At 28.5% G+C, this 12,956-nt stretch carries 13 protein-coding genes; all 13 read right to left on the bottom strand.

What is annotated here, in order from left to right:
• Nucleotides 1-125: GTP-binding protein (locus ACWYO2_RS02420; protein WP_455514901.1), on the bottom strand; the 125-nt coding region annotated here is incomplete at its 3' end.
• A gap of 28 nt (nucleotides 126-153) precedes the next feature.
• Complete coding sequence (fusA, locus tag ACWYO2_RS02415; protein WP_455514900.1) at nucleotides 154-2,232, bottom strand: elongation factor G; 2,079 nt, start codon at nucleotides 2,230-2,232, stop codon at nucleotides 154-156.
• Nucleotides 2,233-2,249: 17 nt separating this feature from the next.
• A complete protein-coding gene (gene rpsG / locus ACWYO2_RS02410) occupies nucleotides 2,250-2,720 on the bottom strand; it encodes a 30S ribosomal protein S7 (protein ID WP_455514899.1) in 471 nt (156 codons plus the stop codon).
• 31 nt (nucleotides 2,721-2,751) lie between these two features.
• Entirely contained in the window at nucleotides 2,752-3,123 is a 372-nt protein-coding gene (rpsL, locus tag ACWYO2_RS02405) for a 30S ribosomal protein S12 (protein WP_066896588.1), read from the bottom strand.
• 254 nt (nucleotides 3,124-3,377) lie between these two features.
• Entirely contained in the window at nucleotides 3,378-3,707 is a 330-nt protein-coding gene (locus ACWYO2_RS02400; protein ID WP_455514898.1) for a zinc ribbon domain-containing protein YjdM, read from the bottom strand.
• A gap of 94 nt (nucleotides 3,708-3,801) precedes the next feature.
• Nucleotides 3,802-5,499, bottom strand: a complete 1,698-nt coding sequence (locus tag ACWYO2_RS02395) for a M3 family oligoendopeptidase (protein ID WP_455514897.1) — start codon at nucleotides 5,497-5,499, stop codon at nucleotides 3,802-3,804.
• A gap of 43 nt (nucleotides 5,500-5,542) precedes the next feature.
• Complete coding sequence (locus ACWYO2_RS02390) at nucleotides 5,543-6,586, bottom strand: S66 family peptidase (protein WP_455514896.1); 1,044 nt, start codon at nucleotides 6,584-6,586, stop codon at nucleotides 5,543-5,545.
• Between the two features lie 2 nt (nucleotides 6,587-6,588).
• The gene (ffh, locus tag ACWYO2_RS02385; protein WP_455514895.1) at nucleotides 6,589-7,920 is read right to left on the bottom strand and encodes a signal recognition particle protein; all 1,332 of its coding nucleotides are present in this window, start codon (nucleotides 7,918-7,920) and stop codon (nucleotides 6,589-6,591) included.
• Complete coding sequence (ylxM, locus tag ACWYO2_RS02380; RefSeq protein ID WP_455514894.1) at nucleotides 7,913-8,245, bottom strand: YlxM family DNA-binding protein; 333 nt, start codon at nucleotides 8,243-8,245, stop codon at nucleotides 7,913-7,915. Before ylxM ends, ffh begins: the two co-directional genes overlap by 8 nt.
• Nucleotides 8,246-8,258: 13 nt before the next feature.
• Nucleotides 8,259-8,945, bottom strand: coding sequence for a pseudouridine synthase (locus ACWYO2_RS02375; protein WP_455514893.1), 687 nt, complete (start codon nucleotides 8,943-8,945; stop codon nucleotides 8,259-8,261).
• Nucleotides 8,932-9,459 carry an SMC-Scp complex subunit ScpB gene (gene scpB / locus ACWYO2_RS02370; RefSeq protein WP_455514892.1) on the bottom strand — a complete coding sequence of 176 codons (528 nt, stop codon included), beginning with the start codon at nucleotides 9,457-9,459 and terminating at the stop codon, nucleotides 8,932-8,934. Before scpB ends, ACWYO2_RS02375 begins: the two co-directional genes overlap by 14 nt.
• A gap of 9 nt (nucleotides 9,460-9,468) precedes the next feature.
• Nucleotides 9,469-10,527 (bottom strand): rod shape-determining protein MreB, encoded by a 1,059-nt coding sequence (gene mreB, locus ACWYO2_RS02365; RefSeq protein ID WP_455514891.1) that lies wholly within the window; start codon nucleotides 10,525-10,527, stop codon nucleotides 9,469-9,471.
• Nucleotides 10,528-10,541: 14 nt separating this feature from the next.
• Nucleotides 10,542-12,956: DNA translocase FtsK (locus ACWYO2_RS02360; RefSeq protein ID WP_455514890.1), on the bottom strand; the 2,415-nt coding region annotated here is incomplete at its 5' end.

Raw genomic sequence — 12,956 nt, 5'->3', positions numbered from 1 at the left:
GCTAATCCTTTTGCCGCTAATACTTTTGATATTGCTGCTGTTGTTGTTGTCTTCCCGTGATCTACGTGTCCTATTGTTCCTACGTTTACGTGTGGTTTACTTCTTTCAAATTTTTGTTTTGCCATTTGAATTCTCTCCTTTAATTATTATTTATTATTTTCCTGTTCTTTCAGCAATTACTTTTTCTGATATAGTTTTTGGAGTTTGTTGATATTTTTCAAATTCCATTGAGTAAGTTGCTCTTCCTTGTGTCTTAGATCTTAAATCAGTTGCATAACCAAATGTTTCTGACAATGGTACAGCTCCATTTATGATCTTAGCTCCATTTCTATCATTCATACCTGCTACAGTTCCACGTCTTGAGTTTAAATCTCCTATAACGTCTCCCATGTATTCTTCAGGTGTAGTTATTTCTAACTTAAATATTGGTTCAAGTAATACTGGATTAGCTGCTCTTAAAGCTTTCTTCATAGCCATTGATCCTGCAATCTTGAATGCCATTTCTGATGAATCGACTTCGTGATATGATCCATCATATAGAGTAACTTTAACATCTTGAACTGGATATCCTGCAAGAACCCCTGTTTCAAGTGCTTCCTTAATACCTTTATCAACTGCAGGAATGTATTCTCTAGGAATTGCTCCTCCTGTAATTTCATTAACAAATACATATCCTTTTCCATCATTTGCTTCAACTCTGATTTTAACATGTCCATATTGTCCACGTCCTCCAGATTGTTTTGCATATTTTTCTTCAACATCAGATGAACCAAGTATAGTTTCTCTATAAGCAACTTGTGGTTTACCAACATTTGCTTCAACTTTAAATTCTCTCTTCATACGGTCAACTATTATTTCTAAGTGTAATTCTCCCATACCAGATATTATAGTTTGTCCAGTTTCTTGATCAGAAGTAACTTTAAATGTTGGATCTTCTTCAGCAAGTTTTGATAATGCAGTACCCATTTTTTCTTGGTCAGCTTTAGTTTTTGGTTCAACTGCAACTGATATAACTGGTTCTGCAAATTCCATTTTTTCTAATACTATAGGAGCATTTTCATCACATAATGTATCTCCTGTAGTTGTATCTTTTAATCCTACAGCTGCTGCTATATCTCCAGAATAAACAACTTCAATTTCTTCTCTCTTATTAGCATGCATTTGTAATAATCTTCCCATTCTTTCTTTCTTATTCTTAGTAGAGTTTAATACATAGCTTCCTTTTTCTAAAACTCCTGAATAAACTCTAAAGAATGATAATCTTCCAACAAATGGATCTGTTACTATTTTAAATGCTAATGCAGCAAATTTTTCTTCATCACCAGGTTTTCTTGAAATTTTTTCATCAGTTTTAGGATCTGTTCCTGTAACTTCAGCAATATCAACAGGTGATGGCATATATGCAACTATAGCATCTAATAATGGTTGGATTCCTTTATTTTTAAATGCAGTTCCACAAGTAACTGGTACTACAGTTCCTGCAATAGTAGCTATTCTTAATGCTTTTTTAATTTCTTCAACTGAAATTTCTTCTCCAGCAAAGTATTTTTCCATTAATTCATCATCAGTTTCTACTATTGAATCTATTAAGTGAGCTCTTGCTTCTTCAGCATCAGCTAATAATGATTCTCTAATATCTATTACTTCATAATCAGCACCCATAGTTTCATCTTTAAATAAGTATTCTTTCATTTCTATTAAGTCTATAATACCTTCAAATGAATCTTCTGATCCTATAGGTAATTGTATAGGTACACCATTACCACCTAATTTTTCTTTAATATCGTTTACACACATTTTAAAGTCTGCACCAACTCTATCCATTTTGTTAAAGAATGCCATTCTTGGTACATTATATTTATCAGCTTGTCTCCAAACTGTTTCTGATTGAGGTTGAACTCCATCAACAGCTGAAAATACTGCAACTGCTCCATCTAATACTCTTAAAGATCTTTCTACTTCAACTGTAAAGTCAACGTGACCTGGTGTATCAATTATATTTATTCTGTGACCTTTCCAGAAACAAGTTGTTGCTGCAGAAGTTATAGTAATTCCTCTTTCTTGCTCTTGTTCCATCCAGTCCATTGTAGCAGCTCCATCATGAACTTCTCCAATTTTATGATTAACTCCAGTGTAGAATAAGATTCTTTCAGTAGTTGTTGTTTTACCAGCATCTATATGTGCCATGATACCGATATTTCTAGTATCTTTTAACGCAACTTTCCTTGCCATCTATATCCTCCTCTTAATTACCATTTGTAATGTGCAAACGCTCTATTAGCTTCTGCCATCTTATATGTATCGTCTTTCTTCTTAATTGATCCACCTTCATTATTAGCTGCTGCTATTAATTCTTTTTTCAATTTAAGAATCATACCATATTCTTTTCTTTCTCTTGTATATCTAACTAACCATCTTATAGCTAAAGTTTGTTGTCTTTCTTTTCTAACTTCAACTGGTACTTGATATGTAGCCCCTCCGATTCTTCTTGATCTTACTTCTACCGCAGGTTTTACATTTTCCATAGCTTTTTTAAATATTTCATATCCTGATTCGTTAGTTTCTTTTTCAATTTCCTCTAATGCTGAATAAAAAATGTTTTCAGCAACTGATTTTTTACCATCAACCATTAAACCATTTATGAATTTTGTAACTATTATATCATTAAATTTTGAATCAGGTAAAACATCTCTTTTTTTAGCTTGATTTCTTCTTGACACTCTATTGCCTCCTTATCCTTATGATTTATATTTATTTAGGTCTCTTAGTACCGTATCTTGATCTTGCTTGTTTTCTATTAACTACTCCTGCTGTATCTAGAGCTCCTCTTATTACCTTATATCTTACCCCTGGTAAATCCTTTGTTCTTCCCCCTCTTAGTAATACTATAGAGTGTTCTTGAAGATTGTGTCCAATACCTGGAATATATGCAGTAACCTCTATTCCATTAACTAATTTAACCCTTGCAACTTTTCTTAACGCTGAGTTAGGTTTTTTAGGTGTAGTTGTATATACTCTTACACAAACTCCTCTTTTTTGTGGATTACCTTTTAATGCAGGTGATTTCTTTTTCTTTTCAGTTTTGCTTCTACCAAATCTCACTAATTGATTAATTGTAGGCATACTTCCTCCTCCCAAACTTTATTATAATTTATATGGTCAAATCATCGTGGATTATTTCTATACATTCTTATATAGACTATATTCCCTCGTGTGCACTTTGACGTTCTAACAAAATAAACACACAAAAAACTATCTACATAGTCTTTAATATAGAAAATACAATAATTTAAACATATATCCAACCACAACAATTCGCTGTACTTAATGATTATATAGTATTTTAGCTAGTTTGTCAATACTCCCTAGCTAAATTCCTATATTTTTTTTACAAATTCTGATTTTAATTTCATAGCACCAAAACCATCTATTTTACAATCAATATCATGATCTCCTTCAATTAAACGTATATTTTTAACACGTGTCCCTATTTTTAAAACAGATGATGTACCTTTAACTTTAAGATCCTTAATTATTGAAACCGTATCTCCATTTTGTAAAATATTACCATTAGCATCTTTGTAAATTTTCTCTTCAGTTTCTACTGCACCTGACCATTCATAAGCACACATTGGACAAATTAATAAATTCCCATCTTCATAAGTATATTCACTTTTACATTCCGGACAATTTGGTAATGAACTCATTTTTTCACCTCCTAACTCCAACTATTCTAACATTTTAAATACATTTATTCAAGATAACTATTATTAAAAAAATTGGAGTGCTTAGCACTCCATGTTATAACTCTTGATCATTTATTGTAGCTAAAAATTCTTTAACAGGTGGAACTATTTTAGCTAAACTTCCATTTACAAAAGGATTATCTAAATCAACTTCTTTTAATAATCCTAAGAAAGTTTTAGAACCTCCTAATTTACATAATTTCATATATTTATCCCAAGCTAATTCTCTATTTTCTTTAGATAATTTCCAAAATTGTAATGCCACAATTTGAGCTAAAGTATAGTCTATATAATAGAATGGCATTTCAAATATATGACCCTGTTTAAACCAGAATAACCCTGTTTCATATTCCTCCATACCATCATAATCTCTAGTAGGTAAAAATTTCTTTTCTAATTCTAACCATTTCATTCTTCTATCTGCTGGTGTTACTGTTGGATTTTCATAAACATAATGTTGAAACTCATCTACAAGAGCTCCATACGGAAGGAATATAAAGGCATCTGCAAGATGATTGTATTTAAATTTATCAGTATCACCTTCAAAGAATAAATGCATCCAAGGCCATGTTAAAAATTCCATACTCATAGAATGTATTTCTGCAGATTCTGACGTAGGCCAAAATTCATCTGATATCTCTACATTTCTCATAGTTGTATAAGATTGGAAAGCATGTCCTGCTTCATGTGTTAATACAACGACATCATGAGATGTACCGTTAAAGTTTGCAAATATAAACGGAACTTTATACGAATCAAGTGATGTACAATAACCTCCACCTTGTTTTCCTTTTTTACTATCTAAATCCATTAATTCTTGATTTACCATCACATTAAAGAATTCATCTGTTTCAGGTGATAATTCCTTATACATAGTTTTAGCATGTTCCACCATCCAATCTCTATCACCTTTAGGCGTTGGATTCCCAGAAAGGAAAGTAATTCCTTCATCATAGTATTTTAATTTTTCTACACCAATTCTTTTTTCTTGTCTCTTTCTCAATTCAGTATAAACAGGAACTATATTTTCTACTATTTGCTTTCTATAATTAGCTACATCTTTTGAATTATAGTCTAATCTTCCCATTCTCAAATAACCTAATTCAACAAAGTTTTTAAATCCTAATTTTTTAGCAATTCTATCTCTTACTTTTACTAAAGAATCATAAATTCTATCGAACTCATCCATATTATCATAAAAGAATTGTCCAACTAATTTAACAGCTTCTTTTCTAACTTCCCTATCAACAGATTGAGAAAACGGTGCCATTTGAGATAAATTTCTTTCTTCACCTTGAAACATTATCTTAGCACTAGATGATAATTTTACATATTCAGATACAAGTTTATTTTCTTCTTGTAAATCTTCTATAATTTCAGGCTTAAACGTTTTTAAACTCATATCTATCTTATCAAATACAAGTTTTCCAAATCTTTCTTCTAATTCTTTTCTAAACTTAGATTTAGCAAAAGATTCATTTAAATCATTAATATATGAACTTATTACAGGAGAATTTTCATCATTAAAATCATTTTCTTTGCTATAAAACTCATCTAAAGTATTTATACTGTGTCTAATATATACTAAAGATGTCATAGTTGTAAAATCTTGTAATAGTTTATCTAATTCTAAATAGGCATCTATTTGAATTTGTGCATTATCTGCATTTTCTACCTTTTCCTTTATTTCCTTTAATTTTTGATTAAGTACTTCTATATCAGGTCTTTCATATTTAAAATCTTGAAAAATCATAATATTACCTCTTTCTCACTTTATTTGTATATATTTTATCATTTTAAAAAGATATATTCAAGGGAAAACTAATCAACTGTTTTTCAACATCAACTTCTGAATAAACTCCAAATGGTATTATACATCTAGGAGTAGAATGCCCTATATTTATATTATATACAACAGATATATCTTTATCAGAAAGCTCTTCTATCAATATTGACTTATACTCATCATAATATACTTCATCTTGAGGTTTACCAACTAAAACTCCAGAAAGAACATCAAAAATCCCATATTCTTTTAATTTATTTATCATTTTTCTAAAAAGAATAGGAGTCGGTTTTTCCTCGCTTGTTTCAAGAAGCAATATCTTACCTTTCCAATCTTCTAGCTTAGGAAATATATTATATCTAGTACAAATTTCTACACTATCAGAAAATCTACTATTATCAAATATATTATAGTAAATAGATTCTATACAGCCTCCTAAAATTTCACCATAAAATATTGGTTTACCCATCAATAATTCAAATCCTTTATTTTTAAAACTCGGCATATCTACACCAATAGATTTTTCGCTATAATCCCCTCTTTCCTTATACCATACATCACTTGGTCTAATTTCTTTTATTTTCCCTGTTGTTATCAATTCTTCAAAATATTTTTTTGTATAATGTAACATTTCAGAAGAAAGTTCACAAACATCAGTTAGAAATGCTTGTCCATAAAAAGTTTTAATACCTAATTTATTTAACATCAAGTGATTTACTGTGGTGTCAGAAAAACCTAAAAATATTTTTTGTTTAACAACATTTTTTAGCCCATCATTTTCAAATAAATAAGGTAATAATCTATATGTATCTTCTCCACCTATTGCACATAATATCATATCTATATCGTCATTCTTAAAAGCATGCAATATATCTTTTGCTCTTTGTTCAGGATATTTTTTTAAAAATTCAATTCCTTTAAGTGAATTTGGCATAAACTCTACGTTTATGCCATAATCTTTTAGTCTTTTACAACCTATCAATAATTCATGTTTTACAAAATCTTCACCCAAAATACCACTTGATAAACTAATAATTCCAATTTTATTTATCATTTCTATCTTTTCCCCATTCTACCAAATCCAGGAATATTTCCAGAATTTAACATTTTCATCATTTGTTTCATTTGTTCAAATTGTTTAATCAATTTATTTACCTGAGAAACATCTGTCCCAGAACCCTTAGCTATTCTTATTTTTCTACTAGAAGCTTTTAAAAGATTAGGATTTCTTCTTTCTTCTATTGTCATAGAAAAAATGATTGCCTCAACTTTTTTCATTTCCTTTTCAGCAGAATTTAAATCTATTCCATCTAACGCTCCACCCATACCAGGTAGCATTTTTAATATTCCACCAAGAGACCCCATTCTTTTTATTAATTTAAATTGTTTTAGAAAATCTTCAAAATCAAATTGATTTTTTCTAAATTTCTTTTCCATTTCTTTTGCTTCTTTTTCATCAATAGCATCTTGTGCCTTTTCTACAAGAGAAACAACATCTCCCATACCTAGTATTCTACTTGCTAATCTATCAGGATGAAATACAGATATATCATCTAATTTTTCTCCTTCACTTATATATTTAATAGGTTTACCTGATACCTCTTTAATAGAAAGTGCAGCACCTCCACGAGTATCTCCATCAAGTTTTGTTAAAACTACTCCTGTAACGTCTAAACTGTCATTAAAGTTTTTAGCAACATTAACAGCATCTTGTCCTGTCATACCATCAACAACTAACAGTATTTCAGTAGGATTTACAAGTTGTTTAATATTTTCTAATTCTTTCATTAAATCTTCATCAATATGAAGTCTCCCTGCAGTATCTATTAATACATAATCAGAACTTTGATTTTTCGCTTCCTCCATCCCTTTATTAACTATATCAAGTACATCATTACTTTCATGTATAGTAAAATATGGAACATCTATCTGCTTTGCTAAAACTTCTAATTGTTTCTTTGCTGCTGGTCTATAAACATCGGCAGCTATTAAAAATGGTTTTTGTTTATCTTTTTTTAATAGTTTTGATAATTTAGCAGTAAAAGTAGTTTTCCCTGCACCTTGTAATCCAACCATCATTATTATTGTAGGTTTATGTATAGATTTATTTAATCCTGTATTACTACCACCTAATATTTCTACTAATTCATCATTTATTATTTTTATAAACTGTTGTTTAGGATTTACCCCTCTTATTACTTCATGACCTTGTGCCTTTTCTTTAATTCTTGAAACTAAATTTTTTACTACACCATAGTTAACATCTGCTTCAAGTAATGCTAACCTTACTTCTCTCAAAGCATCTGATATATTACTTTCCGTTATTTTACTTTGGCCTGATATTTTTTTAAATGTATCTTGTAATTTATTTCCTAAGCTCTCAAACACTAATCACGCCTCCTTCATATTCTAGTATCAATTTTTTTAAATTATCAATATTAAAATCTTTTTCTAATTTCTTTAAATTTTCAATATATTTTATATCTTTTTCAAATATACCTAACATTTTTTCATATTTTTCAAGTCTTTTACACCCTCTTTTAATATTATCAAAAACAGCTTGCCTACTAACATTAAAAGCTTCTGCTATTTCTGTAAGGCTATTATCTTCTTCAAGATATGCTTCTAAATATTCTCTTTGTTTATCAGAAAATAAATCTTTATAATATGAAAAAAGACTTGAATATCTAACATATTCTTCTATTTCTTTCATTAATCATCCAATCTTATAGACTTTTAAGGTAGTTAATTTCATCTTGTGTCATTTTTCTATACTTACCTACATCTATTCCTCTTAAAGTCAATTCTCCAACTTTAACCCTTTTCAAATTTTTAACTGTATATCCTAATGTTTCAAACATTTTTCTTATTTGTCTATTTTTACCTTCGTATATTGCTACTCTTATTTCCTTTTTAGATATTATTTTTACCTTAGCTGGTAGCGTTCTTTGTCCATCAATTACAACCCCATATCTTAGTGCATCTAAATGTTCCTCTGTTATTTCTTTATCTATTTTAGCAATATAGCTTTTATACAATTTCTTTTTGGGATGCATAACATTATTATACACATCTCCATCATTACTAATAATTATCAATCCTTCTGTCATATAATCAAGTCTACCAAAAGTAAATAATCTTTTTTTAGATTTAATCAAATCTACTGCTAAAGTTCTTTTTAATTTATCTTCATTAGCACATAGCACTCTTTTAGGTTTATTTAAAATATAGTACTCATAATCCTTTTTTACTATAACTTTTTCCCCATCTATTCTTACTATATCCCCTTCTTCTACTTCGCTTCCAATAATAGCAACATTTTTATTAATACTTACTCTTCCTTCTAATATTAATTCATCTGCTTTTCTTCTTGAACAAAAACCAGATTCTGCTATATACTTATTTATTCTCATCTTCTTCCCTTTCCAGCCAATTACTTTTATCAAATCTCATTAACTCATCTCTATCTTTTAGTCCTATATATCCATAAAAATCATCTGTTACTTCATAAAGATTTGGATTTCCTAAAGTTTTTTTCTTCCCAACAACTTTTATCAATTTTTTTTCAAGAAGAACAGGAACTATATGATCTACTCCTGTATTTCTTATTTCTTCTATTTCAGTTTTAGTTATAGGTCCCTTAAATGCTACTATAGTAAGAACTTCAAGAGAAGATTTAGATAATTTCCTTACTTTTAACTCAGGCATAAAATAATTTTTAATAGTTTCTCCATTTAACGGATTCGTTCTAATTAATAAATTACCATCTTCAACAACAAAATTTATGCCCCTATCTTTATAATCCTTAACTAATTCATCCACAATTTTATTTATTTCTTCAATACTAACACTAAAAAAAGTAGATAAATCTTTTATATTTACTATTTCCTTTGATAAAAAAACTAGCGCTTCTATATCCTCTTTCATATATACTCCCTAATAATCTTCACTAGTTGAAATTAGTATATCTTTAAATTTATCAAATTCTTGGAAAATATTTGCTATACCATTTATAACTGCATAAATAGGTATATCTGCTATTGTTACTTTTAACTTAAATTTATCTTCTATTTTTTGTTTAAGAACTAATATAGAGGCCCCTCCACCTGATAAATGTATTCCTGTTTCATAAATATCTGCTGCTATCTCTGGTGTTATTTCTTCTATAACTTTATCTATTTCATAAATTATATGATTTATACTTTTATCTATAGCATTATTAACTTCTTCAACAGTTATTTTAATTTCTTTAGGTATACCGCTTACTGATTCTGCTCCTTTAATTTCATACATTTTTGTACTATCTTCTTCATTTGTAGCAAGTATTTTTAAATCTTCAGCCGTTTTTTCTCCAATATTTAGATTATATTTTTCTCTAACATAATCTACTATATCCATATTTAATTGATCTCCAGCCACTTTAATAGAATGTGTTTTTGAAGCTCCTCCTGAAACTATAAAAGCAATCTCAGTTGTTCCACCTCCTATATCAACTATCAAATGTCCTTTAGGTTCAAACATACTAATTCCAGCTCCTATGGCAGCTGCTATAGGTTCTTCTATTAAATAAACTTCTCTAGCACCTGCTTCTTTAACTGCATCAACAACTGCACGTCTTTCAACTTGAGTTACTCCACTTGGAACACAGATTATAACCCTATCATTGTATAATTCTCCCTCTTTAATTCTATCTAAAAATTTAGATAACATTTTTTCTGTAATCTCATATTCTGATATTACTCCATTTTTTAGAGGTCTTTTAACTTCCATATACACTGGTGTTCTTCCCATTATCTCTTTAGCACGAGTTCCAATAAACTCTATTTCTCCATCATTTTTGTTATTTATAGCAACATATGTTGGTTCATCTATTACTATATTTTCTCCTTTAACGTAAAGAACAGTATTAGCTGTTCCTAAATCTATACCTATATCCTTAGTATTCTTACTCATGAAAAAATAATTTTTAAATTTTTTTACTATCTTTTTAAACATTTACATCTTCCTTTCTAATAATTATTATCTTCACCTATATATCTATTACTTGAATCTATTATATTATTTTTTTTCAACTGTTCAAATATTCTTGAAGCTCTATTAAATCCAACTCTCAATTCTCTTTGCAAATAAGAAATAGACAACTTTTCATCTCTTGATATTCTAGAAGCTATTTCTATAGCTTGTTCAAGATAAGGATCTCTATCATCATCATTTTCATCAATACTTTCTAAAACCTTATCATTGTATACAGCTTTTTTACTACTTTTTATTATATCTGTCAATTGTTTTACTTCATCATCAGAAATAAATGCACCTTGTAATCTTTCAAGTTTAGCTTTACCATTATCAAGGAATAGCATATCTCCCTTACCTAATAATTTATCAGCACCTACTTGATCAAGTATAGTTCTTGAATCTATAGATGATCTTAAAGCAAATGATATTCTACTTGGAAGATTAGCTTTTATTATCCCAGTTACTACATCAGCTGACGGTCTTTGAGTTGCAACTATTAAATGTATCCCTACAGCACGAGCTTTTTGTGCTATTCTAGCTATTGATTTTTCAACATCATTTGATGCAACCATCATAAGATCTGCTAACTCATCTATGACTATTACAATATATGGCATTTTATCATTTTCAAATTCTTTATTATATCCCTCTATATTTCTCATTCTAAATGAAGCAAGTTTTCTATATCTGTCTTCCATTTCATTTACTGCCCATTTAAGTGCAACAGATGCCATATTAGGATCTGTAATTACTGGAGTTAACAAATGAGCTATACCATCATATAAGGTTAATTCTACCATTTTAGGATCAACCATTATAAACTTAACTTCATCATCACTTTTTTTACTTATTAAAGAAGATATCATAGTATTTATAGCTATCGATTTACCACTTCCTGTTGTTCCTGCTATTAATAAATGTGGAAGTTTTGTTATATCTATAACTCTATTCTTACCTACTATATCTTTACCTAAAACAACCGGAAGTATACCTTCATTTAATGCATCAGAATGTATAATATTTGAGAAATATACAGGTTCTTTTATCTTATTTGGAGTTTCTATACCTATAGCATCTTTACCAGGAATTGGAGCTTCTATTCTTATGCTTTCTGCCTTTAAATACATTTTAATTTCATTTTCAAGCTCAGTAACCTTCTTAACTTTAACATCCTGAGGTATCTTTATTTCATATCTTGTTATAGTAGGTCCTGTACCATAATCTACAACTTTAGCATTTATACCAAAATTACTAAGAACCGTTTCAAGTAAAGCAATATTAGACTCTATTTCTCTTTTCATTTCTTCCTTTTTTTCTGGATCCATTTGTTTATACTTAAACAATTCTTCTACTGATTTATTTAGTTCTTCATTATCCATGTTATTTTCAGTTTGCATAGGAATATCTATATCTTGTTCTTCCTCTACTGATATATCTTCAACTTCAAAATTTTCTTCTATATCTCTAATATACTTATTATTTAACTCTTCATAATTTTCTTCATTTTCTATAGTTAAATCTTCTTTTATATTTTCTTTTAAAAATTTATTTTCTTCATTTTTTTTTAGTTCTTCTTGTATAAATTTTTCTTGTTTTTCTTTTTCAAGTTCACGTAATAATATAGTTTGTTTTTCTATTTTTTCCTTTTCTTCTTTTTCTAGTCTATCTATTCTTTCACAATATTCTATCCATTCTTTTTTCTTTCTTTCCAACTCACTTGGAGTATAAAAATCTTCTTTGTCATGTTCCTTATCCATATCTAATTTTTTAGATATTTCTTTATTTAATTTTTCATCCTTCAACTTAATGAATTGTTGAGCAAATTCTCTTTCTCTCTTCAAGTCTATTTCTTCTTGTTTTTTTCTTTCATATTCTATTTTTAACTTTAATACTTCTTTCTTTTTTTTATAATCTTCACTATTATAGTATTCTAAAATATTTGATGTTATTTTAAATAACAATCTAATATATTTACTTAAAAATAGTAATAATGAAGAAATTGTTAAAAATACTAATATTAAAAACATTGGTAATGTTTTAATTATACTATAAAAAGGTATAGCTAATATAGAACCTATGGCTCCTCCACCTTTAAATTCAAAAGTATAACCTATCAATTCACTTACAGCATCTGAAAAATTAGATGACAAAGGTCCTATACTTTCTGCCGTAGATAATAAAGAATAAGAAAGTAAAAATATTAAGAATACAATTTTTCTTCCTATATATATTTTTCTTATTCTATCCTTATTAAATACTATATATCCATTTATAAATATTGTAAGTAACAAAACCATATATACTGTTTCACCAAATATAAACCTGAAAGAATATATTATACTATATAATATACTTTCAATAGTTGAAACTCCTTCTCCTTCTATATTTATATATCCTTTCATTAAAAT

It is taken from the genome of Pseudostreptobacillus sp., from assembly GCF_977040545.1.
This window is presented reverse-complemented; position numbering and strand designations above follow the sequence as displayed.

Coding starts and splice junctions, on each gene's coding strand:
- ACWYO2_RS02395 (WP_455514897.1), bottom strand. CDS start 5,499: ATGATTTTTCAAGATTTTAAATATGAAAGACCTGATATAGAAGTACTT.
- fusA (WP_455514900.1), bottom strand. CDS start 2,232: ATGGCAAGGAAAGTTGCGTTAAAAGATACTAGAAATATCGGTATCATG.
- ylxM (WP_455514894.1), bottom strand. CDS start 8,245: ATGAAAGAAATAGAAGAATATGTTAGATATTCAAGTCTTTTTTCATAT.
- ACWYO2_RS02400 (WP_455514898.1), bottom strand. CDS start 3,707: ATGAGTTCATTACCAAATTGTCCGGAATGTAAAAGTGAATATACTTAT.
- scpB (WP_455514892.1), bottom strand. CDS start 9,459: ATGAAAGAGGATATAGAAGCGCTAGTTTTTTTATCAAAGGAAATAGTA.
- rpsL (WP_066896588.1), bottom strand. CDS start 3,123: ATGCCTACAATTAATCAATTAGTGAGATTTGGTAGAAGCAAAACTGAA.
- ACWYO2_RS02375 (WP_455514893.1), bottom strand. CDS start 8,945: ATGAGAATAAATAAGTATATAGCAGAATCTGGTTTTTGTTCAAGAAGA.
- ACWYO2_RS02390 (WP_455514896.1), bottom strand. CDS start 6,586: ATGATAAATAAAATTGGAATTATTAGTTTATCAAGTGGTATTTTGGGT.
- mreB (WP_455514891.1), bottom strand. CDS start 10,527: ATGTTTAAAAAGATAGTAAAAAAATTTAAAAATTATTTTTTCATGAGT.